The organism is Pseudomonas sp. HT11 (assembly GCF_044875395.1).
In the GTDB taxonomy this organism is placed as follows: domain Bacteria; phylum Pseudomonadota; class Gammaproteobacteria; order Pseudomonadales; family Pseudomonadaceae; genus Aquipseudomonas.
The window spans coordinates 3020106-3046567 of the sequence record NZ_CP173217.1; the positions used below are offsets into that span (position 1 = coordinate 3020106).

General features: G+C 61.8%; 21 protein-coding genes and 2 pseudogenes. 11 read left to right on the top strand and 12 right to left on the bottom strand.

Translation table 11 applies throughout. The annotated features are described in order from the left end of the window. Position 1: 1 nt before the first annotated feature. Entirely contained in the window at positions 2-529 is a 528-nt protein-coding gene (locus ABWL43_RS13860; protein WP_404488199.1) for an SDR family NAD(P)-dependent oxidoreductase, read from the bottom strand. Between the two features lie 102 nt (positions 530-631). Here ABWL43_RS13860 and ABWL43_RS13865 point away from each other — a divergent pair, with 102 nt between their 5' ends. Both ABWL43_RS13865 and ABWL43_RS13870 read left to right on the top strand, forming a co-directional pair. Then, positions 632-1591, top strand: a complete 960-nt coding sequence (locus ABWL43_RS13865; protein ID WP_404488200.1) for a cupin domain-containing protein — start codon at positions 632-634, stop codon at positions 1589-1591. Beyond that, complete coding sequence (locus ABWL43_RS13870; protein ID WP_404488202.1) at positions 1572-2513, top strand: alpha/beta fold hydrolase; 942 nt, start codon at positions 1572-1574, stop codon at positions 2511-2513. Before ABWL43_RS13865 ends, ABWL43_RS13870 begins: the two co-directional genes overlap by 20 nt. On the opposite strand, the gene ABWL43_RS13875 is transcribed toward ABWL43_RS13870, so the two are convergent. Together ABWL43_RS13875 and ABWL43_RS13880 are read right to left on the bottom strand one after the other, a co-directional pair. After that, positions 2476-3942, bottom strand: a complete 1467-nt coding sequence (locus ABWL43_RS13875) for a sensor histidine kinase (RefSeq protein WP_404488204.1) — start codon at positions 3940-3942, stop codon at positions 2476-2478. The two genes, ABWL43_RS13870 and ABWL43_RS13875, sit on opposite strands and share 38 nt — an antisense overlap. Beyond that, positions 3939-4649, bottom strand: a complete 711-nt coding sequence (locus ABWL43_RS13880) for a response regulator transcription factor (RefSeq protein WP_369302211.1) — start codon at positions 4647-4649, stop codon at positions 3939-3941. Before ABWL43_RS13880 ends, ABWL43_RS13875 begins: the two co-directional genes overlap by 4 nt. A gap of 327 nt (positions 4650-4976) precedes the next feature. Here ABWL43_RS13880 and msrB point away from each other — a divergent pair, with 327 nt between their 5' ends. The 3 genes from msrB to msrA all read left to right on the top strand — a co-directional run bounded on the left by msrB (position 4977) and on the right by msrA (position 8054). Then, complete coding sequence (gene msrB, locus ABWL43_RS13885) at positions 4977-5477, top strand: peptide-methionine (R)-S-oxide reductase MsrB (protein ID WP_404488206.1); 501 nt, start codon at positions 4977-4979, stop codon at positions 5475-5477. Between the two features lie 35 nt (positions 5478-5512). Beyond that, the gene (locus ABWL43_RS13890; RefSeq protein WP_404488208.1) at positions 5513-7273 is read left to right on the top strand and encodes a cytochrome c biogenesis protein DipZ; all 1761 of its coding nucleotides are present in this window, start codon (positions 5513-5515) and stop codon (positions 7271-7273) included. A gap of 85 nt (positions 7274-7358) precedes the next feature. Then, positions 7359-8054: a peptide-methionine (S)-S-oxide reductase MsrA gene (gene msrA, locus ABWL43_RS13895; RefSeq protein ID WP_404488210.1), complete on the top strand. Its 696-nt coding sequence runs from the start codon at positions 7359-7361 to the stop codon at positions 8052-8054. A gap of 115 nt (positions 8055-8169) precedes the next feature. On the opposite strand, the gene ABWL43_RS13900 is transcribed toward msrA, so the two are convergent. The 3 genes from ABWL43_RS13900 to ABWL43_RS13910 form a co-directional block, all read right to left on the bottom strand. Next, positions 8170-8598 carry a nuclear transport factor 2 family protein gene (locus ABWL43_RS13900; protein WP_119740554.1) on the bottom strand — a complete coding sequence of 143 codons (429 nt, stop codon included), beginning with the start codon at positions 8596-8598 and terminating at the stop codon, positions 8170-8172. A 104-nt stretch (positions 8599-8702) separates the two neighbouring features. Continuing rightward, positions 8703-9653: an alpha-E domain-containing protein gene (locus tag ABWL43_RS13905; protein WP_145160593.1), complete on the bottom strand. Its 951-nt coding sequence runs from the start codon at positions 9651-9653 to the stop codon at positions 8703-8705. 2 nt (positions 9654-9655) lie between these two features. After that, entirely contained in the window at positions 9656-11065 is a 1410-nt protein-coding gene (locus ABWL43_RS13910) for a circularly permuted type 2 ATP-grasp protein (RefSeq protein WP_242196845.1), read from the bottom strand. Positions 11066-11516: 451 nt separating this feature from the next. Between ABWL43_RS13910 and ABWL43_RS13915 the strand changes: the two genes are divergently transcribed. From ABWL43_RS13915 to ABWL43_RS13925, 3 genes are all read left to right on the top strand, one after another. Beyond that, positions 11517-12062, top strand: coding sequence for a hypothetical protein (locus ABWL43_RS13915; RefSeq protein ID WP_145160597.1), 546 nt, complete (start codon positions 11517-11519; stop codon positions 12060-12062). Between the two features lie 93 nt (positions 12063-12155). Then, on the top strand, positions 12156-12368 hold the full coding sequence (locus tag ABWL43_RS13920; protein ID WP_145160599.1) for a hypothetical protein: 213 nt from the start codon (positions 12156-12158) through the stop codon (positions 12366-12368). Positions 12369-12379: 11 nt separating this feature from the next. Further along, positions 12380-12514, top strand: coding sequence for a hypothetical protein (locus ABWL43_RS13925; RefSeq protein ID WP_256676416.1), 135 nt, complete (start codon positions 12380-12382; stop codon positions 12512-12514). Here the strand turns inward: ABWL43_RS13925 and ABWL43_RS13930 are convergent. Both ABWL43_RS13930 and ABWL43_RS13935 read right to left on the bottom strand, forming a co-directional pair. Beyond that, a complete protein-coding gene (locus tag ABWL43_RS13930; protein ID WP_145160601.1) occupies positions 12505-13872 on the bottom strand; it encodes a sodium:proton antiporter in 1368 nt (455 codons plus the stop codon). The genes ABWL43_RS13925 and ABWL43_RS13930 overlap by 10 nt on opposite strands. A 72-nt stretch (positions 13873-13944) precedes the next feature. Further along, entirely contained in the window at positions 13945-18969 is a 5025-nt protein-coding gene (locus ABWL43_RS13935) for a glycosyltransferase (protein WP_404488214.1), read from the bottom strand. Positions 18970-19148: 179 nt separating this feature from the next. On the opposite strand from ABWL43_RS13935, the pseudogene ABWL43_RS13940 reads away from it, so the two are divergent. Beyond that, positions 19149-19379: pseudogene (locus ABWL43_RS13940) on the top strand (succinylglutamate desuccinylase); the annotation flags it as partial. 199 nt (positions 19380-19578) lie between these two features. Here ABWL43_RS13940 and ABWL43_RS13945 read toward each other — a convergent pair. From ABWL43_RS13945 to ABWL43_RS13960, 4 genes and pseudogenes are all read right to left on the bottom strand, one after another. Continuing rightward, positions 19579-19773 (bottom strand): annotated as a pseudogene (locus tag ABWL43_RS13945) (haloacid dehalogenase type II); the annotation flags it as partial. 202 nt (positions 19774-19975) lie between these two features. After that, positions 19976-21229, bottom strand: coding sequence for an EAL domain-containing protein (locus ABWL43_RS13950; protein WP_404488216.1), 1254 nt, complete (start codon positions 21227-21229; stop codon positions 19976-19978). Positions 21230-21238: 9 nt separating this feature from the next. Next, positions 21239-21622, bottom strand: coding sequence for a response regulator (locus ABWL43_RS13955; RefSeq protein WP_145160607.1), 384 nt, complete (start codon positions 21620-21622; stop codon positions 21239-21241). After that, the gene (locus ABWL43_RS13960; RefSeq protein WP_369302204.1) at positions 21607-22956 is read right to left on the bottom strand and encodes a sensor histidine kinase; all 1350 of its coding nucleotides are present in this window, start codon (positions 22954-22956) and stop codon (positions 21607-21609) included. The genes ABWL43_RS13955 and ABWL43_RS13960 overlap by 16 nt, the downstream gene beginning before the upstream one ends. A gap of 977 nt (positions 22957-23933) precedes the next feature. Here ABWL43_RS13960 and ABWL43_RS13965 point away from each other — a divergent pair. Both ABWL43_RS13965 and ABWL43_RS13970 read left to right on the top strand, forming a co-directional pair. Further along, complete coding sequence (locus ABWL43_RS13965; RefSeq protein ID WP_242196830.1) at positions 23934-25466, top strand: sugar ABC transporter ATP-binding protein; 1533 nt, start codon at positions 23934-23936, stop codon at positions 25464-25466. Further along, a complete protein-coding gene (locus tag ABWL43_RS13970; RefSeq protein ID WP_242196827.1) occupies positions 25459-26451 on the top strand; it encodes an ABC transporter permease subunit in 993 nt (330 codons plus the stop codon). Before ABWL43_RS13965 ends, ABWL43_RS13970 begins: the two co-directional genes overlap by 8 nt. Positions 26452-26462: the final 11 nt, after the last annotated feature.

Genomic DNA, 26462 nt, shown 5'->3' on the forward strand with positions numbered 1-26462 from the left:
CTCAGCGCCCAGCGTTTTTCGGCTTGCTGCGGATCGATGCCCAGGCGTGAATGCCGCTGCGCGGGGTGTGATCTTCGGTGGGTGTGGCGACTTCACAGTCCTCGCAATACAGGCCGCCCATTCCTTCAAGTTGCGGGCTGACGCCACACCGCACCAGCGTGGCGGCGCCTTGTGCGAGGCTTTTGTAATGGCTGGCCGCGCGCACAGTGCCGTGTTCATCCAGCGCGCCGACGAACGCTAAGTCCTTTTTGTCCAGATGCCGAACCAGGTCAGTAAGGATTTCGTCGGGGTGCACCGATTCAACGCCTTGTATGCCGTGCAGATTGCGCTGCGCCTTTTGCGCGTCACGCGCAGTGACGATCACCCGTGCTCCGGCACTTGCAAGTGCGCGAGTGGTTTCCAAACCAATTCCGGAGTAACCGCCGGTGACGATGGCGGTCATACCGCGCAAGTCTTTAGCGGCCAACGCTTGCAGCGCGGTGGTACTGGCACCAAAACCACTGTTGAGGGGGGCTTGTTTGCGCGTCATAGCAATTCTCCATTTGGGGTAGGGCTATGTTCTTCTTCGGCGGTCGGACGCGGAATGCCCTAAAGTCTGTGTTTCTATCGCGATCGTCCGGAGATTTTTATTATGGATACTCTCTCCGAGGTATTGGCCCGCTTGAAAAGCCACCGCACGTTGTTCGCGGGCTTAAGGGCCGGCGGCACGTGGGCGGTGAATTTTCCGGCGCCGCAGGGCATCAAGTTCAATGCCGTGGTGGCGGGCAACTGTTGGCTGGAAGTGGAGGGCGAGCCGGTGCCCATCGCTTTGAGCGAGGGCGATTGTTTTTTACTGACACACAACCGTCCGTGGAGATTGTCCAGCAACCTTGCACGGGAGGGCGTTGACGCGCGCGACGTTTACCGCGAGGCGGTGGGCGGCATCGCCAGCGTGGGCGACGCGCAGGATTTGTTTCTGATTGGCGGGCTGTTCACCTACGGCGATGATGCGCGTTTGTTGCTCGATGGGTTGCCGCCGGTGGTGCGTATCAGCGCCAGGTCCGAACAGGCCGGCGTGTTGCGCTGGTGCCTGGAGCGGCTGGCCCAGGAATATGCCGGGCCAAGACTCGGCGCGGCATTGATGACCGAGCATTTGGCGCAAATGATGCTGGTGCAAATCCTGCGGCTCTATCAATCTTCCCTGGGTGCCAGCACTCAAGGCTGGTTGGCGGCATTGACCGATCCTCGGCTGGCACCGGTACTTGCGCAAGTGCACGCCGCACCGGCGCGGCGTTGGACCTTGAGCGACATGGCCGGCATTGCCAATCAGTCCCGTTCGACGTTTGCCTTGCGCTTCAAGCAGCAGGTCGGAATGGCCCCTCAGGAGTACCTGACCCGCTGGCGCATGCACTTGGCGATAAAGGCCTTGAACACCTCCGGCAGCAGCGTGTCCAGCATCGGCCAGGCGTTGGGCTACCAGTCGGACAGCGCCTTCAGCAGCGCATTCAAGCGTCAGATGAAGTGCACCCCACGCGAATACCGCGAGCGCTCCCTTCATAACCTTCACACCATCGATCACAAGGAAGCCAGTGATGAGCGATATCCAGCATGACAAGGTTCAGGTTAACGGTATTGAGTTGAGCGTCCACATCGCCGGGCCCGAGCACGGCCAGCCGATCTGGCTGCTGCACGGGTTTCCGGAGTGCTGGCACTCCTGGCGCGAGCAGATTCGCGCGCTGGCCGGCGCCGGGTATCGGGTGTTCGCGCCCGACATGCGCGGCTACGGCGAATCGAGTTCGCCTGCCGAGGTCGCCGATTACGAGTTACTGACCTTGTGCGCCGATATTCAGCAGGCCATGGACCATTTCGGCCATCAACAGGTGGTGATGGTCGGCCACGACTGGGGCGCCGTGGTGGCCTGGCATCTGGCGTTACTGGAGCCTGCGCGGGTCGCCCGCTTGATCACGATGTCCGTACCGTTTGCCGGACGTGCGCGGCGCCCGGTGATCGAGATCATGCGCGAGCTGTACGCCGAGCGCTTCAACTACATCCTGTATTTCCAGGCACCGGGCGTAGCCGAGCGGGAACTGGATGCCGACATCGAGCGCACGTTGCGGCTGTTCATGCAGGATCAGGACGTGTTCCTGCAGAAAAAGCCAGCCAACGCCACCCTGTTCGACGGCGTCTCGGCCCCCGGCGCATTGCCGACGTGGTGTACCCAAGCGGACTTGGACGTTTACGTGCAAACCTTCAGCAAGCGCGGTTTTCGTGGCCCGCTGAACTGGTATCGCAACTTTGAGCGCAACTGGCAGCGCACCGAGTTCCTCGCCGGCCAGCCCGTGCTGCAACCCACATTATTCCTGATTGGCGACCGTGATCCGGTCGGCGTGTTTGAAGCCCACACCCTCAAGCGCATGCCCGACGCAGTGCCCAACCTGCACCAGCAGGTGTTGGCCAACTGCGGTCACTGGATCCAGAACGAACAGGCCGGGCGGGTCAACGCGTTGATGCTCGCGTTTCTAGGGAGAACCTGAAGGTCGCCCCATGGCCTGGGCGCTCCACCAGTTGGATGCTGCGCCCGTGCAATTGCAGGATACGGTGCACGATGCGCAGGCCCAGGCCGCCATCGCGGCGTGCGCCGCCGATGGTGAACGCGCGCAGGAACAAGCCTTCGCGCAGCTGCGCGTCGATGCCCGGGCCGCTGTCGCTGACGGTCACCGCCACACAAGTAGCCTCGGGTGCCAGGATCACTTCGACTTCACCGTTTACCGGGGTGTGCCGCAAGGCGTTGTCGAGCAGGTTGGTCAGCACACGTTCGATCAGGCCCAGGTCGGCCAGCACCGTTGGCACCTGTGGCGGCAGCGTGGCGGTGAGGGTAATGGAGCGGGCTTCGGCGGTGAGTGCGAATTTCTGGAAGATGTCTTGCACCAGGTCCGGCAGGGAAAAGCCTTCGATCACCGGCTGCACAAAACCATGTTCCAGGCGCACCAGCTCCAGCAGTGACTGGGCCAACCCGCCCACCTTGCGGCTTTGGTCGAGGGCGATGCCCAGGTAGCGGCGGCGCTCGTCGGGGCTGAGGCTGGCGTCCTTGAGGGACAGGGTTTCCAGATAGCCGTGCAGCGACGCCAACGGCGTGCGCAGGTCATGGGAGATGTTCGCGACCATTTCCCGGCGTTCCTGGTCCTGATGGGTGATGGCGCGCCATTGTTCGCCCAGGCGGTTTTCCATTTGCACGAAGGCATGGTCGAGTACTGCGATTTCATCGCCGCTGTCGAGTTCGGGGGTGTTGATTTGCGCAGGTTTAGGGGCGCCGTTGATGTCGAACCGGCCCACCTTGTCGGTGAGTTGGCGCAGCGGTCGGGTGATCCAGGCAAAGGCGATCAAGCCGGCCAACAGGCAGAGCAGGGCGACCAGGCCGATGGACCACAAGGCAATCTTCAGCGCCATGCCGGTCGCGTCTTTGGCGTCGTACACATCATGGGCCTCGCCCAACAGCACCACGTACAGAAAGCCGGTTTGCTGGCCGCTGGCCTTGAGCGGCGCCGCGCTGAATACCTTGTGCCCATCGACGCTGCGCGGGTCATCGCCGAGGATCGGCAGCATCGTGCCGCTGAGGAATCGGCGCACCGGTGCGAGGTCGACCTTGTCGCGCAGCAAATGCCCGCTGGGCGCGGCATTCCCGACCACACGCCCGTCATTATCGAGCAAGTACACCTCGACACTCGGGTTGACCAGCATCAACTGGCTGAACAGGTTGCGCACCGCCTCGGGCTTGAGGCCGTCGGCGTCCATCAGTTGAGTGTCGCGGGCAATATGCGCCGCCAGGTCGCGCGACAGGCCTTGCACCACTTCCAGTTCATGCATGCGGTTGGAGCGCACCTGCAGCCATGCCGAGGTGCCGCTGCAAATCACCAGCAGCACGGCGAACACCACCGACAGGCGCTGGGTCAGGGTCAGTTTCATGATGCGCTCTCGGCAAACTTGTAGCCCCGGCCCCACACCGTGAGGATTAGCACCGGGTTGGCCGGGTCGGTTTCGACTTTGGCGCGCAGGCGGTTGATGTGCGTGTTCACGGTGTGTTCATAGCCTTCGTGGCTGTAGCCCCACACCGCGTTGAGCAGGTCCATGCGCGAAAACACCTTGCCCGGCTGGCGGGCGAAGAAATACAGCAGGTCGAACTCGCGCGGCGTCAGGTCCAGGCGCTGGCCTTGCAGGGTCGCATCGCGGGTCAGCGGGTTGATGAACAGCTGGCCGAGGTCGAGGCTGCCGGCGTCCATCTTCAAGTTGCGCGCCATTGCATCCACGCGGCGCAGCAGCGCCTTGACCCGTGCGACCAGCTCGGGCATCGAAAACGGCTTGGCCAGGTAATCGTCGGCGCCCAGCTCCAGCCCAAGGATGCGGTGCAACTCGCTGGAGCGCGCGCTGGTGATGATGATCGGGGTGTAGCGCGTCATGGCGCGGGCACGCCGGCAGATTTCCAGGCCGTCGACGCCGGGCAGCATCAAGTCAAGGATCAACGCATCCCAGCCGCCCTGTTCGAGCAGGCGCAAACCTTCATTGCCATCGGCGCTGTGCACCACCTCAAACTGCTCGTCGCGCAGGTGCAGGCAGATCAAGTCGGCGATATGGGCGTCGTCCTCGACCACCAGGACACGTTTGGGCTGATCCATGCTGGAAACCTTCAGAAACCTTCACTTGTAGTCCGCGCATTGTGCGGGTTTTGCAACAGTGTAGTTATCACGAATTGTTTAACTCTGCGTGAGGATTTCGCGACCGCCCATGGCCCAGGATCACCTCAATGCAAAGGCGCCGGTTACGACAAGACAGCCTTTTATGGCGAGCCAGACCCCCGTGGCGAGCGGGCTTGCCCCGCGTCGGCCTGCGCAGCGGCCCCAAAAAAACCGGGAGCGCTACGCACTCCAACGCGGCGCAAGCCCGCTCGCCACACCAACCCTGCAGCCACACGACCAGCGCCAGCCATCAATGAGGAAAATCCCATGTATTCACGCCGACAAATACTCCTCGCCACCGGCGGCTTGGGTGTCGCCGTCCTGGCCGGCGGCCTGCTCAAACAGCTCAACCTGGTCACCGACGCCGAAGCCGCCGAAACCTTCGAGGTCAACCACACCGAGGCTCAGTGGCGCAGCCTGCTCAGCGCCAAGCAATTCGACATTCTGCGCGAGGAGGGCACCGAACGGCCTTACACCAGCCCGCTCAATGACGAGCACCGCACGGGCACTTTCGCCTGCGCCGGCTGCGCGCTGCCGCTGTTCTCCTCGGCCACCAAGTTCGACAGCCACACCGGCTGGCCAAGCTTCTGGCAGCCACTGGACAACGCGGTCGCCAGCCACGTCGACACCTCCTTCGGCGTGGTGCGCAAGGAAATTCACTGCCGCCGCTGCGGTGGTCACCAAGGGCACGTATTCGACGATGGCCCCGCACCCACCGGCCTGCGCTATTGCATGAATGGCGCGGCCATGACGTTCACGGCGGCTTAAGCCGATGCTTATCAATACTTATAAGGGACGAACCCATGTGGCTTCTGGTTCTCGCGTATCTGGGCGGCGTGCTGACCATTGTCAGTCCGTGCATCCTGCCTGTTCTGCCTTTTGTCTTCGCTCGCACCGGGCAGCCGTTTATGCGCAGTGGCTTGCCGCTGTTAGCGGGGATGGCGGTGACGTTCGCCCTGGTGGCCTCGCTGGCGGCAGTGGGCGGCGGCTGGGTGGTGCAAGTCAATCAATACGGGCGCTGGCTCGCGTTGCTGTGCGTTGCCCTGTTCGGACTCACGTTGTTGCTGCCGCAACTGTCGGATCGCCTGACGCGGCCACTGGTAGCCGCCGGCAGTCGCCTGTCCGAAGCCGCTGGGGCCGACACCAAACCGCGTCCGGGCGCCTCGTTCCTGATCGGCGTGGCCACCGGTTTGCTCTGGGCACCCTGCGCCGGGCCCATTCTCGGGTTGGTACTGACCGGCGCGGCGCTGCAGGGCGCCAGCATCGGGACTACCTTGCTGTTGCTGGCCTACGCCGCCGGTGCTGCGACGTCACTGGCGCTGGCGCTGCTGGTCGGCGGTAAAGTCTTTGGCTTGATGAAAAAGTCGCTCGGCGCCGGCGAATGGTTGCGCCGCGGTCTGGGCGCGCTGATGTTGGCCGGGGTGGCCGCCATCGCGCTGGGCCTGGACACCGGCGTGCTGTCGCGCTTGTCGACAGCCTCCACCGGCGGCCTGGAACAACGCCTGGTGGACACGCTCAGCGCCAAGCCCGAACAGAAGAGCGGCGCGATGATGGCTGGCGGAGCCATGATGGCGGCGGCCAACCACAGCGATTCGCTGCCCATCGAAGGCGCGTTGCCGGCGCTGGACGGCGCGGTGCAATGGCTCAACAGCCCGCCACTGAGCGCCGAAGCGCTCAAAGGCAAAGTGGTGCTGGTGGATTTCTGGACTTACTCCTGCATCAACTGCCTGCGCAGCTTGCCCTACGTCAAAGCCTGGGCCGCGAAATACCACGACCAGGGCCTGGTGGTGATTGGCGTGCACGCCCCGGAATTCGCCTTTGAACGCGACGTGAGCAACGTCACCAAGGCCATGACGGATCTGGGCATCACCTACCCGGTGGCGATCGACAACAACTATAAAATCTGGCGCGCCTTCAACAACCAGTACTGGCCGGCGCACTACTTTGCCGATGCCAAGGGCCAGATTCGCTATCACCACTTTGGCGAAGGCGATTACGCCGAGTCCGAACGCGTCATTCAGCAATTGCTGCGTGAGGCCGGCGCGACCAATGTCGCCGGTGGCTTGATCGAAGCCGACGCCAAGGGCGTGCAGCAAGCGCCGGACATGAACGAGGTGCAATCGCCGGAAACCTACCTGGGCTTCCAGCGGGCGGAAAACTTCGTGACCACCGGCACCTTGGGCACCGACACAGTGGTGAATTACCCGGCAGCCGGCACCCTGGCGCTGAACAACTGGACCCTGGAAGGCCCATGGAATGTCGGCGGCCAGCAAGCCACCCTCGACCAGGCTGGCGGGCGCATCGTCTACCGCTTCCATGCCCGTGACCTGCACCTGGTGCTGGGCCCGGGTGCCGATGGCAAGCCGGTGCGTTTCAAGGTGACGATTGACGGCCAAGCGCCGGGCGATGCCCACGGCACGGATGTGGCGCTCGATGGCAGCGGCACGGTGACCGAGCAACGCCTTTATCAGCTAGTACGCCAGCCCGGCGCCGTTCAGGACCGCACCTTCAGCATCGAATTTCTCGACCCGCACGTGGCGGCATATGCCTTCACCTTCGGCTGACCCATCAATCTTCAAGTGAAAACCCAATCAATGTGGGAGCAGGCAAGCCAGCTCCCACACCCGACCGCGCTCTGGAGTGAGTTTTATGAGGCTTCTCAAAATTTTACCCGCACTGGCCTTCGCCACCTTCGTCGGCCAAAGCTCGGCCTTTTCTTTCGGCGCCGCCGATGACGCGGTGATGATCGCGCCGCCCACGCTCGACCTGCCGGCCGAGTCCGGCAACCTGCAAACCGCCGTGTTCGCCGGTGGCTGTTTCTGGGGCGTGCAAGGCGTGTTCCAGCATGTACAGGGCGTGAAAAACGCGGTGTCCGGCTATGACGGCGGCGCCGCCAACACCGCTCAGTACGAGTCGGTCAGCGAGGGCGACACCGGCCACGCCGAGTCGGTGTCGGTGACCTACGATCCGAGCAAGGTCAGCTACGGCAAGCTGCTGCAGATCTACTTCTCGGTGGCCCACAACCCCACCGAGCTCAACCGCCAGGGCCCGGACAGTGGCACCCAGTACCGCTCGGAGATTTTCGCGCAGAATGCCGAGCAGCAAAAAGTCGCCCTGGCCTACATCGCACAGCTCGACGCCGCCAAGGCCTTCGACAAGCCGATCGTGACCAAAGTGGAGATGGGCAAGGCGTTTTACCCGGCCGAGTCCTATCACCAGGACTTCCTCACCGAGAACCCGTCCTACCCCTACATCGTGATCAATGACCTGCCGAAAGTAGCGCAGCTGAAAAAGCTGTTCCCGGACCAATACCGCGCAGAACCCGTACTGGTAAAAAACCAATAACCAGCAACCAACACAAAACCCAATGTGGGAGCGGGCTTGCCCGCGATGGCGTCCGCTCAGTCACCACCGATGCAACTGAACCACCGCTATCGCGGGCAAGCCCGCTCCCACAGTTTTAACCTTTGGTTTTTGCCAGATAAGGCGCCAACCGCCGCCCCATCTCCTCACCCAACGCCTGCAAGCCGCTCAGCGGCCGCACCATCACTTCAAACTCAACGATTTGCCCCAACTCATTAAAACGAATCAGGTCAATCCCCTTGAGTTGCTTGTCGCCCACCCGCGCGCTGAACTCCAGCACCACACTGAGCCCGTCGGCCGTGGCCAGTTCACGGTGGTATTTGAAGTCTTCAAACACCGTGATCACAGTGTTGAGAATCATCGACACCACGGGCGCGCCAGGGTAGGGCGTGTGGGCCATCGGGGAGCGGAAGACGGCATCAGGCGCCAGCAGCTCGGGCAGCGATTGCAGATCGCGCCCGGCCAGCATCGCGTGCCAGCGTTGCAACGTCTGAGCGGCGGCGGGGGTCAGTGTCAGTTCGGACATGCGCGGTACCTGTTCTTGGGATGGGAAGGCCTTTCACCTGCCCAACATAAGAGCGGCACCTGAGCAGGGTCAATCACCCGAACTGACAGTTAAGTGACTGCAACTCACACCACTTCCAGGTACGAGCTATGAATCGCCCGTGCCAGCTCGCGCACCGTGTCGATAAAGTCTGTCAGGCGGCTGTGCAAGCCGTCCTCCAGAATCTCGTCGATCCCGGTATAGCGCAGGCGCGCCTCGAACTCGGCCGCCAGGCGCTGCGCGGTGCGCCCATAACTGCCGGGCAAGTCCGCGAGGATATGGCTCAACTCCTCGATACACGCATGCAGCGAACGCGGCACATCACTGCGCAGCAGCAGCAACTCCGACACCGAGCGCGCATTCAACGCATTCGGGTACAGCTCGGTGTAGGCCTCAAACGACGACAACGCCCGCAGCAGGGCGCTCCACTGGTAGTAGCCGCGCGCCGACAAGTCGCTGACTTCTTCCGACTCCTCGCCAAACATTTCATAGCGCGCGTCCAGCAAGCGCAAGGTGTTGTCCGCGCGCTCGACGAAGGTGCCCAGGCGAATAAATCGGTACGCGTCATTGCGCATGATGGTGCCGGACGTCGCGCCGCGGAACAGGTGCGAACGCTGCTTGACCCAGTCACAGAAGTGGCTGATGCCGTGCCGTGCCAGGCCACCGGCGGCGATGCTGCGCATTTCCAGCCAAGTGGCGTTGAGGTTTTCCCACATGTCGGCGGTAATGCGCCCGCGTACCGCGTGGGCGTTGCCCCGCGCGGCACGCAGGCAGTTGTAGATGCTCGCGGGGTTTTCTTCGTCGAGGGCGAAGAAGTGCAGCATGAGCGTCGCGTCCAGTTGTTTGTGACGCTCCAGGTAACTTTCCAGGGTGCCGCTGCTGAGCAACGCCATCGCCAGTTCGTCCAGCCCATCGCTGCGCCCGGCCTGGGGCATCAGCGACAGCGAGTAACTGACTTCGAGCATGCGCGCCAGGTTCTCGGCACGCTCCAGGTAACGCGACATCCAGTACAGATCTGCGGCGGTTCTACTCAACATACTCAGCCCTCCACCACCCAGGTGTCCTTGGTTCCGCCGCCTTGCGACGAGTTGACGATCAACGAGCCTTCCTTCAATGCCACGCGGGTCAGGCCGCCGGGCACCAGGCGGGTTTCCTTGCCCGAGAGCACGAACGGGCGCAGGTCGATATGCCGCGGCGCAATGCCGTTTTCGACGAAGGTGGGGCAGGTGGACAGGCTCAGGGTCGGTTGGGCGATGTAGGCGTGGGGACGTGCCTTGATGCGTTGGCGAAAATCCTCGATTTCGGCGGCGGTGGAGGCCGGGCCGACCAGCATGCCGTAGCCGCCCGAGCCCTGGGTTTCCTTGACCACCAGTTCCGGCAAGTGGGCGAGCACGTGGGACAGTTCATCCGGCTTGCGGCACTGGAAGGTCGGCACGTTTTGCAGGATCGGCTCTTCATCCAGATAAAAGCGGATCATCTCCGGCACGTACGGGTAAACCGACTTGTCATCGGCCACGCCGGTGCCAATCGCATTGGCCAGCACCACATTGCCTGCGCAATAGGCGGCGACCAGCCCCGGCACGCCGAGCATCGAATCGGGGTTGAAGGCCTTGGGGTCGAGGAAGGCGTCGTCGATACGCCGGTAAATCACATCCACCGGCTTGGGCCCGTCGGTGGTGCGCATGAACACTTTGAGGTCGTGCACGAACAGGTCGGCGCCTTCGACCAGTTCCACGCCCATTTCTCGGGCGAGGAAGGCGTGTTCGAAAAAGGCGCTGTTGAAGCGCCCAGGCGTCAATACCACCACGTTGGGGTTGTCGAGGCGGCTGGAGCTTTTCAGGGTCTTGAGCAGCAGGTTGGGGTAGTGGTCCACCGGCGCGATGCGCTGCTTGGCGAACACTTCCGGGAACAGGCGCATCATCATCTTGCGGTCTTCGAGCATGTAGCTCACGCCGCTGGGGGTGCGCAGGTTGTCTTCGAGCACGTAATAGGTGCCGTCGCCGTCGCGCACCAGGTCAACCCCGGAAATATGCGAATAGATGTCGCGGTGCAGGTCCAGCCCGACCATCGCCTTCTGATAACCCTCGTTACCCAGCACCTGCTCGGCGGGAATGATCCCGGCCTTGATGATGCGTTGGTCGTGATAGATGTCGGCCAGGAACATGTTCAGCGCATTGACCCGCTGGATACAGCCGCGTTCGATCACGCTCCATTCAGTGGCGGGGATGCTGCGCGGAATGATATCGAAGGGGATCAGGCGCTCGGTGTCCTGCTCGTCGCCGTAGAGGGTAAAGGTGATGCCGGCGCGGTGGAACAGCAAATCGGCTTCGCGGCGCCTTTGCGCCAGCAGTTCCGGCGGCGTGTTGGCCAGCCAGCGGGAGAAATCCTGATAATGCGCACGGCACACGCCCTGTGCGTCATTCATTTCATCAAAGAAAGATCGAGCCATTCCAGTACCTTGTCAGTGCCCAGGGATGCTTGGGTGGCACTGCCGCTTTAAAAAACGCATTTTTTTATGAGCCCGTGGCTGATCGTGCCAACAGGCCTGGTCCTTACTTTCTTATGGGGTCGGCTCTGGGTCGGGGGGTAACGAATGCTCCTGAATCCGGGCAGATGAATGGATAAAGCAATGCGTGTGCCGGAACTGAGGCTTGTGTTGATTTAATCCTGCGGGAGCCGGCTGATGGTGACAGCGGAGCGCATTGTGGCGAGCGGGCTTGCCCCGCGTTGGGCTGCGCAGCGGCCCCCAGGAAAACGCAGGAGCCCCGCACACTCCAACCCGGTACAAGCCCGCTCACTACAAGGGTGCAGGGCGTGTTCCACAATGGTGCATGAACAAACTTGAACTTCACTGCTCCCCGATTCTTCTAACGAGACTCGCAACCTTGTGGAGCACCGTCGTGCCCAGAATCATCTCCCCGAACACTCCCGAAGCAGCGCTGGACGATCACAGTGAACACAACGCCAAGATTTTTGGTTCGCCCAAGGACCGCCTTGACTTCTATCGCCGCGAAATCCAGTACGAAACCTCCATCCTGGCCAACCGCACCGACGCCTACCTGACGGCGCAGTCGTTCCTGGTCATCGCCTTTGTCTCCGGCATGGGCAACCTGAACCCGGAATGGGGCAAGTTTTTCACCCTGATCGTGCCGGTGTTCCTGGCCTCCCTGGGGGTGCTCAGTTCCCTGAATGCCTGGCCGGGGATCCGCGCCGCGTACGAAATCATCGACCACTGGCACTACAAACAAAGTGAATTGCTGCGCAGCGAGCCGGTGATGGGCTTGGCCTATGACGATTCGCCGCTGTTTTGTGAAACCGAGTCGTCGCACAAGGGCTATCGCAAGTCGCTGCTGTTCTCCATGCGCGCGCCGTGGCTGTTCATGGTGTTCTGGCTATTGCTGGGCGTCTACGCGTTCTACATCCAGATCGACAACCCTGTGTCTTGAGCACGCTGGTTAAATCGTCGGAACTTCATCGTCCTGCGCGGGACCTTACCTTTACGCAGGATGTGTTTTCCGAAACTGCGAAGAGGTGACCCCATGAACACAAGCAATGATCCGCAAGTCAGCAACCGCAACGACCCGGCCATCGATGGTGGAGAGCCGGCCCCCGGCACTGCCGCCGACGCGCCTAAAGACCCAAAACCTGCCAGCGACCCAAAAGCCAAGGAAAACGACTACAGCCCCGACTTCAAGCCTGAGCCCGAAGCCAAGCCTGAGACGGATGCCGATATCGATACCCAAGGCGGTTAGAGGAGACGGTCATGTCAGATCCAGACGACGAAGAACTCAATGACCCGGGCAACGAAGATCCGGGTTCATTGATGGATGATGCGGAAGTACCGCTGAACGACCTGGATGACGCGGCCGATGTCGGTCATACCGAAAATCAGGACTGAGCTGCAATTTTTTGAGCTTTCACCTTGGCACGTCGTTCATACCAGACCAGCATCGGCTGGGTACTCAGGCCATGAACGACGATGCTCAAGGCGATCACCGACACCGTAAGGTTCACCGCCACCGCACTGCTGGTGCCGATCAACCCGTGGTTGAGCGCATAAAACAGGTAGTAGATGCTGCCGATCCCGCGGATACCGAACCAGCCCATCAAACCGCGCTGCCGATAGTCGATCAGGCTGCCCCAAGGCACTGCCAGCACACTCGCCGGCCGGATCACGCAAAACAACAGCGCCGCCACCGGCAATGCGCGCCAGTCCCAATGACTGACCAGAATGATCCCCAGCAACGTCACCAGGAAAACCTCCATCGAGCGCTCCACCAGGCTGCCGAACGACAACATGTCGCCCATCATCACACCGGCGGCGATCTGCGTGTCTTGCAGTTCACTGACATCACCTTGGAGCGCGCGCGCAGGTTCGACTTCCAGATGGCCCACCACCGGCAATGCCAAGTGCTCGGAGGGCGTCTGCGAATTGCCCGTGGACCTGAACTCTGCCTGGCGCAAGCCGAGCCCGGCGGCGAACACCGACAAAAAGCCGTAGCCGCCCACGGCCTCGGCTGCCACGTAGGCCAGGGCGATCAACGCCAGCGTCAGGTAATCGTTGGGTGACAAGGTGCTGTCTTCGTTGGTGATGCGCATCCACAAGGTCACGCGGCCGATGCCCCGGCCCATCCAGTAGCCGATCAACAACCCGGCCGGTACGGCCCACAGCAGGTTTTTCAGCGCCCAACCGCCCAGCCAGTCACCGTCAAAGCCGCCGTGCTGCATGAATAACAGCGCAAAGATCACAAACGGAAACGCGGTGCCATCGTTCAGGCCGGCCTCGCCCGACAGACCAAAACGCAGCGCGTCATAGTCCTGCGCATTGTTGACCTGAACCAGGCCGGCCAGTACCGGGTCGGTCGGCGCGAGAATGGCACCGACCAACAGCGAAACGCCCCAGGAAAGGTCGAACAGGTAATGCAGCGCGAGGCCGCTGCCCAGGATAGTCAGCAACATCACCGGGCCAGCCATGCCAAACGCAATGCGCCAGGTGCGATGCCGCAAGGGCAGGCGCAGCTTCAAGCCGCTGACGAACAGCGAAAACAGCACCGCCACTTCGGTTAAGTGCTCCATCCAGCGTGCGGAGGCCTTGATATCCATCTGCAGCAGGTCCATGCCCAGCGGGCCGATGGCGATGCCCAGCAACAGGCAGACTGCCGAGGTTGTCACCGGCATCCAGCGCAGGTAGGAGGAGGTGAGGGCGAGGGTCAGCAATACCGCGCCGAGTACGGCCAACCAAAGAATAAAAGTCATCGAACGTGCACCGTGGCCGTGGTTTGTAGCCGTTGGAGGACCACGACCCGGTACTGGTTCAAAGTTGTTGGATCAGGTGTTGATCCACGAGTGATCGGCGCCGATGCTGATGTGGAACCGGTAGCGCAGCGGGTAGTGGTGGTGTTTGATTTTTTGTATCTGCTCACGCAGGTGATCCGGTGGCGCAAGCCCTTTGCTGGCGTAGACGCGAAGCACGTCGTTTTCAATGTCGACGATAGGCCCGGACGAGACGAGGCTGCCGTCGACCAGCTTGGACTCTTTGGCTAATCCATCCAAACCCAGGTCGTACAGGTCGGGCCGTTTCGACTTGAGGATGTCATTGAATAGATTCGGGCCAGCGGTCTCGAATATCTTGCGTTCATACGCGGTGAATTCGGGCGTGTAGTGCACCCGGCCATCGGCGGTTTTCGTGGCAGTGGGGCGGTTGGCCGCGAAGTACGCCTTGTTGGCCTTAAAGCGTTGGTTCATCTGCGTGATCATCGCTTCGATGACCGGGTTGCCAGGGCGTGTCGCGAAGTTACTGGTGTTATAGAACGGCGTGTAGTCGGTCAGGCTATGCACGACCGGCGCGCCGAGCAGAACATCGTCAGCGCCGGCGAGCAATGCGTCGGTGCCGATGTTTTTTTGAATGACGTCATCGGTGTCCAGATACACGCCGCCGTGCTTGTTCATGATGGGATAACGCGCAACGTCCGAGGCGGCCGCCAGGTTTTTGCCTTGCCCCTGCCGAAAGTAGTCGTACATTTCGCCGCGCCTGAGCTGCTTGAAGACTTCGTCCTCATGCAGGTTCACCACCTTCACGTCGGGAGCCTTGCTCTGCAGCGTGGTTTTTATGCGTTGAAACACCGCCGGGCTGTCGGCATCGACGTGAAGGATGGAGGTGTAGCCGGGCGCTTGAGTGGCGTTCCTGGCAATGTTGTCGGCTAGGTGCGACGGTATTGCCTGGCCGGCCCAAAAATAGTGCAGCGCCTTGGGCAGCGGTTTCACCTCGTTTGGTACCTTCAGCACCGACGGCGGGGAGACATCAATAAAGGTGTACTGATGCGCGTCGGCTTTTTTAGCTTTGCTGAACTCCTCAAGCGTTCCCCGTTGCCACTTGCCCTTGGCACTTCGCCAGAAATACCTCGCGGGCGTGTCATCGATACCGGTGGCGAGCGGGGTCAGTTTCCACGCACCGGCCGAGCTGTCGAAGATGACGCTGTGTTCGGCGCCTTTGTGATTGAGCCTGAACGGCGTGGCTGCATGTTCGACGACTTGAATGTCATCCATCGGGACCACGTAAGTGCTGTCGCCAAACTTCCAGGGCGTGGGTGTGTCATGGGTGCCACCCAGCAGCCGGGCAGACCTGGAGGTGGGTTCCCAGCCGGACGCGCCGAGGTCCCTGATAGCGATCTCTGGCCCCGTGCCATTGGGGTGCCGGATGACTCGCTGGCCGTCCTTCAACCGTGACTCATAGAGTGTTCCGTCGACCCTTACATATTCTTTTTTACTGCGGCCTACGTACACATTGCCCTGCAAGCCCTTGGTCGATAGCGCGTCGGGGGCTATGTGTCTGGCTTCATAACCGCGCAGGTTGGCATCCAGTGTGCGGGTCTCGCCACTGGCTGCCAGGCGCTTGGGCGTGAAGTCTTTGAGCGGGGGGTCAAAGGGGTATTTTTTCACCGCGTCGTATTGATGCCAGTGACCCTGGAACAGCACGGCATGACCTTCGACGGTCTGTTGCCCGACCTTGAACGTGCCGTTTGCCGCCAGGCCCTGTTGCCGTTCGGCGATCTTCACCAGGTCATCGCCGCCGAGGGCGTGCAGGCTGCTGGCGTCGTTTGAGTTGGAGCTGTCGACGACAAAGTTGTCCAGCGCTTTGCCGTACGCCTGCTTCGTGCGCGGATCAAAGGCGTACCAGTTTTGGGTCGCCTCATCGAATGTGGCCAGCGCCGGGGTGCTCTGCGCACGGTGAGAGGCCCTGAAGGTGCCTTGCGCGACATCGGGCTTTTTCGCCAACTCAAGCAGATTGACACTGCGGTAAGACCCGCGCAGGTGCTTGAGGCCCTTATAGGCGGCGCCGGTCCAGCTGCGTACGCCATTGGCGACGCCGCGAGCCAGGTCATCCACTCCGCTCAGGGGGTTGAGCGAGCCGACCGCCGCACGCCCGACGATCTTGAACGTCTGGCCGAGTTTGGAAATGGCCGAAGCGCCGGCCAGTGCGCCTTTCGCGCCCTTGGCCGCAGCCCCCAGGCCCACCGCGAAACCAAAGATATCGAAGGCCAGATCGACGATACCGTCCTTCACGTTGCCGTCGATGAAATGCTTGATGGCTGACCTGAACGGGATCAGATTCAGCGCTACTTCCTCAACCACCTTATAGGTCGGCACTTCAGTGTCGAAGGTCGTCACGCCTTTGGCGCTGCGGTGCACCGCAGGCAGGTTGATGTCTTCGATCAGCGCATCGGCGATGTACCGGGTTCGGTCACTGGCGAAGCTATCAGGCACGGTTTGCGCACCTTGGCGCTCATCCAGCAGCGCCGATGAGTATTCACCCGCAGGCTTTACGGCATCGTAGCGTTTGCCGGGTGACGGATACCAACCGCCGGCCGGTGGGTACTCTTTGTAGGTCTGGCCCGGCCGCCGGGTCACCGTGCCCTTGAGGCGGTCGACTTCATAGGTCATGGTCTTGCCCTTGCGCTGGGTCTCGACCAGTAGCACTCCTTCTGCAACGCGGCGATCGTCTCGGCTGTATTCAATTTCCTTGCGCACGCTTATTTTGCCGAATTCCAGGTTTTGTCGGTCTTGCAGCGGCAGCCTGGCTATCAAGTGCTTGAGCTGCGCAGCGGAGGTCTTTTTTACGCGGTTGGCGTAGGACGCAAACGCTTGATCAAACGCATCCTGCGGACGCGGCAGGTCTTTAAGCGTTGCCAGAGCGGCGTTGATGTTGATCGCATTCGATGACGCTACCCAAGCCCCCGGCGCGCCATCGGTGGGCAAAGAGACGTTGCCCAACGTCACCGTGCTGACCACAGTGCGACCGGCCCGGCCCCAATCGTCGGACGAGTCGGGAGCGCCGAGCAGGGCTCTGCCGTCGATAAACAGATCCAACAGCGAGTAAGGCCCCGGAAAGTGCCGGCTGGCGGGCTGCGAGGTGATGCATTTTTCTTCAAACAGGTTCGGGGCCATTGCCGGCAAGGCGAGTTTCAGTTGCGCCAGCGCCAAGGCCTCAGTTGTCGGCATCTCGCCGATCTGCGTCTCGGCGGCCTCTCTCAACTCACTGACCTGGGCACTGAATCGCTGACGCACTTCGGCCATGGCTGCATCGGTGGTCGGGTAGTGCATGCCATTGCCAACGGCCCAGTCCTTGATCGCTCCATGCTGGGCGGCATATTCAATGCGGCGCTCGTCATCGGTCACGGGGGCAATGCTGGCCTCCAGCATGACGCGCGCATAGCTCATCGCCGCTGTTGCCCCTGGCGCTTTTGCCTCGATGCGCGCGACCGCCGTGGCAAAGCTGACCCAGCTGTGGGTGCCCACGGCCACCTGATCGGGGATGTCCTTGACCAAAAGCGCCGGCGCCCGGCTGGCAAGCAAAAGGTGAGTCAGCACTGAGGCTGTGGCCGGGGAGGACGCTCGGCCAGTGGTCACCAGGTGTTCTTCCAACTCCCTGATGATGGTAGACGCGGACTTGCCGGCGTTTTCGGCGCAGAACAGCGTGTAACCTTCAATGCTCAGTGGCGTGTCTGGCCGCGCAGTGCCAAACGGATCGGTCACGCTGACACGCTCCACGTTCAATGCCGCCAGCAGCCAATCGGTGGCACTGCCCTTGATCGACCGTGCCTCGAAGCTGGCCTGGATGGCCTCGCCCAGTGCCTTGCCTCTGGGCGTATTGAGCAACTCGTCGAGTAAGCGTCGCGGCTGGCTCAGCGTTGAGGGCGTGAGGGGCCTGTTGTCGAGCAGGTACTCCAGAACATTGTTAAACGGGCGCACATCAATGTCGCCCAAGCCGCCTGCGTACAAGACGGTGCTCAACAGTCGCTGGTTGCGCTGATCCAGGGGGTGCGGCCAGCTCAGCGCACCGCCAAGGTTCCCGTGCGTCGGAGTAATGGGCGGTGGTGTGGTGATTGCGTGGGCAAGGTTGTCCATGTCCTCGCGGCAGGTCGGCAGATCCCAGCCGTTATCTTCCAGGAACTGCTTGAGGCTGACCTCGGCCCACGCCTGCGTGTGATCGCTGCGGTAGGTGCTGTCGGTGCCCAGTTGAAGGGTGTTTGCCTGTAACTCATCGGCGATGTCGGCATTTGATCGCGTGCCGTCTTTCAACTGCGCTGACAAGTACCGCAACGACGCTGCGGCCTGGTGCTGTGCATGCGTATCGTCGACTACGGATTTCTGGTTTTGCAGGGCACTTTCGCTGCGCGATTCGATCAAGCCCGGGAAGGCCACGGGGTCGAGCCCGGCGAAGCGGCGCTCGCGGCTGAGTGCGTCGGCACGCTGCTTTAGGGCTGTGCCCGAAAGGTGGGGCGGTTCTTGATAAAAATTGCCCACCAGTGCCAAGGGCGCGATGTGCTCGTTTGTAACGCCCGGCAGGGTGAAGGTTGCATCCGCCTGGCCGGCTGCAATGATACGTGCCGCCTGCAGAACCGGGCCGCTGATGGCGCCCCAGTGTCTGTCGTCCAGCCCCAGCGTGTGCAGCGTCTGCGCGGGATCCAGGTGGCGCTTGAGCGTGAAGCAAATCTGCCCGGACGTCGGGTTCAGGCTGATCGAGTGGCTGTCTATGCCCTGGTCATGGACCCACTGGGCCACATCCGGTGATCGCAAGGCGTTGGCCAGCTGCGCCCACCACTGGCCGAAGGTCGAATGCGGGGGAATGGGCCAGATTTTCTGATCAGCATCGCGGGCGGCTACGCCGGTTATGCCGCGCAGTGCGGCGCCGTACTGAGCCGCCAGCTCGCGATCACCGTGGGCCCGGGTGCCTTCAATGGCTGGCTGAATGGGCGCGCCGGGCTCAGCGGTGAGCCTGGGCGGTGCAACGTTGCTGTCAGGAACCTGCGTTGGCTGCACGTGCGCAGCGTGGGGGGTGGAAATACGCGTCATAAAGTCTGTCACCTGGGCAGGGGAATACGCCACGGCACAGTGGCGTGGCATCCCCTTGTGGCAGTAGTGCGTGCAGCGATTCCGGCGCCTGACGGCGATAATCTTTACCCCTCATTTCAACCTTCGTGCTCAGTTGTCAGGGGTGTCCGTTCGGCTACATCGACGGCTGACACCCCTTACAGGCTCAAGGGCGGCTGCGCGGCACTGTTACTGTTGTGCCCCAGGCGAATCCGTTCGGCATCGGCCAATTTCGTCAGGGCCGACTGCTGGCGCGCTTTTAAGACGCCACCGGGCTGAACTTCAACCGCGCTTTCCACCACTCACTGGCCATGGAGCGCCCGGCGAGCAACCTGGCGCAGTGGCAAAAGAGCCGGGTGCAGCTAGCCGCCGACGCCGGCCTGGTGCTAGACCCCTGAAATGCTGCCTGTACACGCCCCCCCATGTGGGAGCGGGCTTGCCCGCGAAGAGGGCGTATCAGCCGACCTATTCGGTGAATGACACTGCGCATTCGCGGGCAAGCCCGCTCCCACATAGGGATCGCGGCGCGTCAGGTGATTTCGATAGGCCTCACCAACCCACGGACTTGAACAGCTCAGGCACGTGGTCCAGGTGCGGGCTGGCGCAGATATGCGTGTGTTCGTGATGATCGTAGGCGCTGAGCAAGGTATCCCGGTCGACCTGATGATCACCTTTTTCGTCGAGGATTTTATCGATCGCGGCGCGCAGGCCTTCGTCCCACTGGATCAGCGTGCCGTAGCAATCAAAGGTCAACCAGAGTGGGCGAGGGGTGTTCTCAAGGGGCATGCGGCACCTGTACGGAAAGTGAGTGACCCTCGCAGCATAGGAAACGTGGCAGTCAGTTGGAAATTAAATCAGCCTCTGCCACACAGTTGAATAGTCGATATGAAGGTCGCCGCCCTGTTTGATCTCGAACGTGCTGATCAGCGGCGCGGGGCGATTGAGTTCGACACACCGCGGGCTGATCGAGTGTTTGCGCGACGAGATTTCAGATCCGCGGCAGTCGCTCCAGTAGCAGGCGTTCCAGCGTGGCTGCGGGCAATGGCCGGCTGAACAAGTACCCTTGAATCTGATCACAGCCGGCGGCCTTCAGAAACGCCAGCTGATCCTGGGTTTCGACACCTTCGGCAACCACTTGCAGGCTCAGGCTATGGGCCAGTTCAATGATCGTGCGGGTGATGGCCGCGTCTTGCGGGTTGGTGGTGACTTCGCGAATAAACGCGATGTCGATCTTCAACGTGTCGATGGGAAACCGGCGCAGATACGCCAGGCTTGAATAGCCGGTGCCGAAGTCATCGATGGAGATTTTCACGCCCATCGTGCGCAGCCGTTGCAGGCTGGCAATGGTGTGCTGGGTGTTTTCCATCAATGAGCCTTCGGTCAGTTCGACCTCCAGCCAGTGCGGCGCCACCCCGGTTTGCCTCAAGGTGCGTTCGATATCGGCAATCAGGTCGCCCTCGATCAATTGATGACCGGAAACGTTGACTGAAACCTCCACGGCGCCAATCAGGCCGCGTTGCCACACGGCGATTTGCTGGCAAACCGTATCAATCACCCAGCGCCCGACCGGCACGATCAGGCCCAGGCTCTCGAGTATCGGCACAAATACCGCCGGTGAAACCGCGCCATAGCCTGGCCGCTCCCAGCGCAGCAGGGCTTCGAGTGCGCATATCTGGCCGCCGGCCAGCTCGACCTTGGGTTGGTAATGCACGCTGAATGCATTGGTTTCGACCGCCAGGCGCAGGGCGTTTTCCAGATCCTGGCGCGCCAGGTCGTGCACGCTCATGCCCGCCGGCTCTCCCGTTCGCTGCTGCAGTTGCTGCTCGAGCATCAGGTTGTGGACTTTCAAATGATCACCGCGCGCCTTGAGCCGCAGCAGGTTGCGCACCCGCAGCCACAACTCGACACGCTCCACCGGTTTGCTGATGAACTCCTCGGCGCCGGTTTCCAGCCCGGTGACGCGCGCGCTGGGCTCACTGAGGGCCGACAACATGATGATCGGGATACTCGCCGTGGCTTCGTCGCCCTTCAAGTGGCTGGCGACCTCGTAGCCGTCCATGCCCGGCATCATGATATCCAGCAGGATCAGGTCGGGCGGTTGCTGCGCCACCAACTGCAAGGCTTCTTCACCGCTGCTGGCACTCAGGGTCTGGTAGCCCTCGTGCTGCAGCAGGGTTTCCAGCAGCTTGCGAACCTGGGGTTCATCATCAACGATCAATAGCGTTGCGGGTTGGCTGGCCATGGAGAGGACTCATAGGAGTGGGCTGATGTGTTGTTGCAGCAAGGTGTCGATGGTCTGGTAAAGCTCTTTGTAGCGCAGCGGCTTGATGATGTAGGCGTCGCAGCCGGCCAGTCGGGTCTTTTCGCGGTCTTCCTTCATGGCCATGGCGGTCAGGGCGATCACCGGAATGTGCGCCGTGCCGGGGTCTTGCTTGAGCAGGCGGGTGGCGGCGAGGCCATCCATGCCCGGCAACTGGATATCCATCAGGATCAGCGCCGGCTGTTTTTCCCGCGCCAGCGTCAGCCCGGTTTCTGCATCCGCCGCCCACAACACGCTGTGGCCGGCATTGACCAGCAACAGCCGAGCCAGGCGCATGTTCGCCTCGTTGTCTTCGACGATCAGGATTTCGGCCATGCGGCCTCCGAGGCACGGTGCAGTGGCAGCCACACCACAAAGCGGGTGCCCAGGCCCACGCGGCTGGCGACGGCGACGCTGCCGCCATGCAGGTCGGTCAATTGCTTGACCATCGCCAGCCCCAAACCCGTGCCTTCAAATTTACGCGCCAGGCTGCTGTCGATCTGGCTGAACGCCTTGAAGAGCTTGCTCATGTCGTCCTCGGCAATGCCGATGCCGGTGTCGCTGACGCTCAGTTCGAGGAACTGCGCGTGGGGGCTGGGCTGCAGGGCGAAGCCATGGGTCGGCCAGTCGCCTGGGATTTGCCCGACCTGGGCGCGACTGACCTCGCGCACCGCCAGGGTCACGGAGGCGCCGTGTTCGCTGAACTTCACCGCATTGGCCAGCAAGTTGTAGATGATCTGCTTGGTCTTGCGCAGGTCCAGTTCCAGGGTGCCGAAATCGCCGTCGCTTTCCAGCTTCAACTGGATGCGTTGCAGGGCGGCTTTTTCGCGCACGATCAACAGACTGTTGGCCAGCAAGCCGGCGAGCTCCACGGCCTCAAGCTCCAGGTCCATCATCCCGGCCTCGACCTTGGACAGGTCGAGAATGTCGTTGATCAGCGACAGCAGGTGCTGGCCGCTGGTGAAGATATCGCCGATGTATTCACGCTGCACCTCACTCATGTCGCCGACCAGGCCATCCTTGAGCGCCTCGGAAAAGCCGATCACCGCGTTCAGCGGCGTGCGCAACTCGTGAGACATGGTGGCGAGGAACTCGGACTTCATGTGGTTGGCGTGTTCCAGTTCCAGGTTTTTTTCTTCCAGGGCGCGTTCGAAACCTTTGCGCTCGGCTTCTTCCTGCTTGCGCGCGGTGTTGTCGGTGCCGATCAGCAAGTAGCCGATGATGGTGTCGTGGCGGTTGCGCAGGGCCGTCACCGAAACCATGGCCGACAGGCGACTGCCGTCCTTGCGGATGTAGGTCAGCTCGTAAATGTCTTCGATGCCGCGCGAGGCTTTGAACACCAGGGCTTCGAAGCCCGGCGTGATCGGTGTGTCGAGCTCCAGGCTGAGGGCGGCGGCGCGGGTAATGAGTTCGGCGGGGTCGGAAATGTCGGCTGGGGTAATGCGGTTCAGCACGTCGTCGGCGGCGTAGCCGAGCATGCGTTCGGCGCCGACGTTGAATATCTGGATCACGCCTTTTTCGTCGGTGGCGATGCTTGAAAAATACGCGCTGTTGAAGATCGCGTCTTGCAGGGCGCCGGTCTTGAGCAGGGTTTTCTGGCGTTTGAATTCGACGATTTTTTCGGCCCGCGATTGCGGTTCGAGGGGGCGTTCGGTTGGGTTTTTATCCATCGCGGTGGCGTTCCATGAACTTCAGGCCCGCCATCATTGACAGCCGATGGCGCAGAGCATGCTCACTGAGATCGCACGAGGGCGACGAGGAGGAGATGAGGTCTTTGGACGATAGCAGAGATTAAGGCGTTTTGATGCTTGGCAACTTTGACTTGGCGGGTTTTGGAGGGATTGTTGGGCGGGGGCATATCCGTTGCTGCGCTCAGGGCAGCTGGCGGTTGGCGGTTGCGCTCTTACAGCGGGTCACCTTTGGCAAATTCCCGAAATGCCGGAGCACAGCAACACACGTCTACCTGATGCACAGAGCTCCAAATGTGGGAGCGGGCTTGCCTGCGAATGCGGTGGGCCAGTCAGCTCATGTATCACTGGCACACCGCCTTCGCGGGCAAGCCCGCTCCCACAAGTTGACCGCGTTCAGCTGCCAGCACCGCAGTGCTTTGCTTTTCTGTGGGAGCTGGCTTGCCTGCGATGCAGGCACCTCGGTCTATCAGTGACACACAGTAGATGCCATCGCAGGCAAGCCAGCTCCCACCTTTAACCGAGTACAAACGAAGCCCATCTACCTGATGCACAGAGATCCAAATGTGGGAGCGGGCTTGCCCGCGAAGGCGGTGGGTCAGCCAGCTCATGTGTCACTGGCACACCGCCTTCGCGAGCAAGCCCGCTCCCACAAGTTGACCGCGTTCAGCCGCCATTGGGAATACCAGATGTAAACGACAACGCCTGCGTTGGAGGTCATGACGCATCCTGATTTCTTCCAATGACTGCTGGCAGAACGCACGGGCGCAGGGTTTTATTCCGCTGGCGTATAAATTTCATTTCATGCACCCGGCGGCGTGCGGGTTTCGCGCTTGTGGGCTTGGTGAAACGTTTAATCAATCGATAAACGGCGTACGCAAGCGCTTGCGTAAGGAAATGTAACTGGACTAGAGTCGGCAGCACTCGACTACAAAAATAATAATTCCAGGAGCTCATCCATGAGCCTTGAACCCTTGCTTGAGATGCAGGGCATCAGCAAAACCTTCAACGGTTTGCGCGTGCTCAAGAATGTCGGCCTGAAGGTCTACCCCGGTGAAATCCACGCGTTGATGGGGGAGAACGGCGCCGGCAAATCCACCCTGATGAAAATCCTCTCCGGCGCCTACCAAGCCGATCCCGGCGGTGAAATCCGCATCGACGGCCAGCCCGTCGCCACCTTCGACCCCGCCACTGCCAAGACCCTCGGCATCGCCGTGATCTATCAGGAACTGAGCCTGTGCCCCAACCTGAGCGTGGCCGAGAATATCTACCTGGGCCGCGAACTGCGGCGCGGCTGGACCATCGACCGCAAGGGCATGCAAGCCGGCTGCGTCGAGGTGCTGCAACGCCTGGGCGCCGAGTTCAAACCCACCACGCCGGTGAGCAGCCTGTCGATTGCCGAGCGCCAGCTGGTGGAAATCGCCCGTGCGCTGCATGCCCACGCCAGGATCCTGGTGATGGACGAGCCGACCACGCCGCTGTCATCGCGTGAGACCGACCGCCTGTTTGCCCTGATCAAACAGCTGCGCAGCCAGGGCCTGGCGATTATCTACATCAGCCACCGCATGGCCGAGATCTACGAGTTGTCGGACCGCGTCTCGGTGCTGCGCGACGGCCAGTACATCGGCGAGCTGACGCGCGAGGCGCTGTCGGCCGAGGTGTTGGTGAAAATGATGGTCGGCCGCGATCTTTCCGGGTTCTACAAGAAGGAACACGCCGCCTATAACCCCGGCAACGTGGTGATGCGCGTGCGTGACATGGCCGATGGCAAGCGCGTGCGCCAGTGCAGTTTCGACCTGCACGCCGGCGAGGTATTGGGCATTGCCGGGCTGGTCGGGGCAGGGCGCACGGAGCTGGCGCGGCTGATCTTTGCGGCCGACCCGCGCACCAGCGGCACACTTGAAGTGGTGGGCAAGACCGTCACCCAACTGCGTAACCCGGCTGACGCGATCCGCGCCGGCGTGGTGTACCTCACCGAAGACCGCAAGGCCCAGGGCCTGTTCCTCGACATGAGCGTGGCCGACAACATCAACGTCTGCGCCTGTGTGCCGGACGCGCATGCCGGTGGCGTGCTGGATCGCGGCCATGCTGCCCAGCGTTCAAATGACGCGATCAAGTCGCTGTCGATCCGGGTGGCATCGGGCAAGGTCAATGTCGGCGCCTTGAGCGGCGGCAATCAGCAGAAAGTGCTGCTGGCGCGGCTGCTGGAGGTCAAGCCGCATGTGCTGATCCTCGACGAACCGACACGGGGCGTGGACATCGGCTCCAAGTCCGAGATCTACCGCATCATCAATCAACTGGCGCTGGCCGGTGTTGGCATTGTGGTGATCTCCAGTGAGTTGCCGGAAATCATCGGCACGTGCGACCGCGTGTTGATCATGCGCGAAGGCCAGTTGGTGGCCGAAGTCGGCGGGGCATCCGGCCACGTCATTTCCCAGGAACGTATTATTGACCTCGCCACCGGTGGCGATCAGGTGGCTGCCCATGGCTGATTCAAACAACCACACACTTGCCCTTGCGCCCGTCGGTAAAGCGGAACGCGTTCGCGAGCTGATGCGCACGGTCGGCATGCTGCCGGTGCTGATACTGCTGTTGGTCGGGTTTGCCCTGGCCAGTGAAAACTTCCTCACCGTGCAAAACCTGTCGATCATCACCCAGCAGGCTTCGGTGAATGTGGTGCTGGCGGCGGGCATGACCTTTGTGATTCTGACGGCGGGCATCGACTTGTCCGTCGGCGCGATTCTCGCGGCGTCCGCCGTGGTCGCGTTGCAGGCCTCAATGTCGCCACAGTTCGGCATGTTCGGGATTGCTGCCGGCATCGGTTTCGGTCTGTTGCTGGGCCTGGTCAATGGCGGGTTGATCGCCTTCATGCGCTTGCCGCCGTTTATCGTCACCCTCGGCGCACTGACCGCCATGCGCGGCCTGGCGCGGTTGCTGGCAGATGACAAAACCGTGTTCAACCCCGACTTGCCGTTTGCGTTTATCGGCAATGACTCGGTGCTGGGCGTGCCGTGGCTGGTGATCATTGCCGTCGCGGTGGTGGCGCTGTCGTGGTTCATCCTGCGCCGCACCGTCATGGGCGTGCAGATCTACTCCGTCGGCGGCAACCCGGAAGCGGCGCGCTTGTCGGGGATCAAGGTGTGGAAAGTGCTGCTGTTCGTCTACGCGATGTCCGGTGCACTGGCCGGGCTGGGCGCGGTGATGAGCGCCTCGCGCCTGTTCGCCGCCAATGGCCTGCAACTGGGGCAATCCTATGAGCTGGACGCGATTGCTGCGGTGATTCTCGGCGGCACCAGTTTTACCGGCGGCGTCGGCACCATCGGCGGCACGCTGATCGGGGCGCTGATTATCGCGGTGCTCACCAACGGCCTGGTGCTGCTGGGTGTGTCGGATATCTGGCAGTACATCATCAAGGGCATTGTGATCATCGGCGCGGTGGCGCTGGATCGCTATCGCCAGTCCGGCGCACGGACCTGATTTCACTCCAA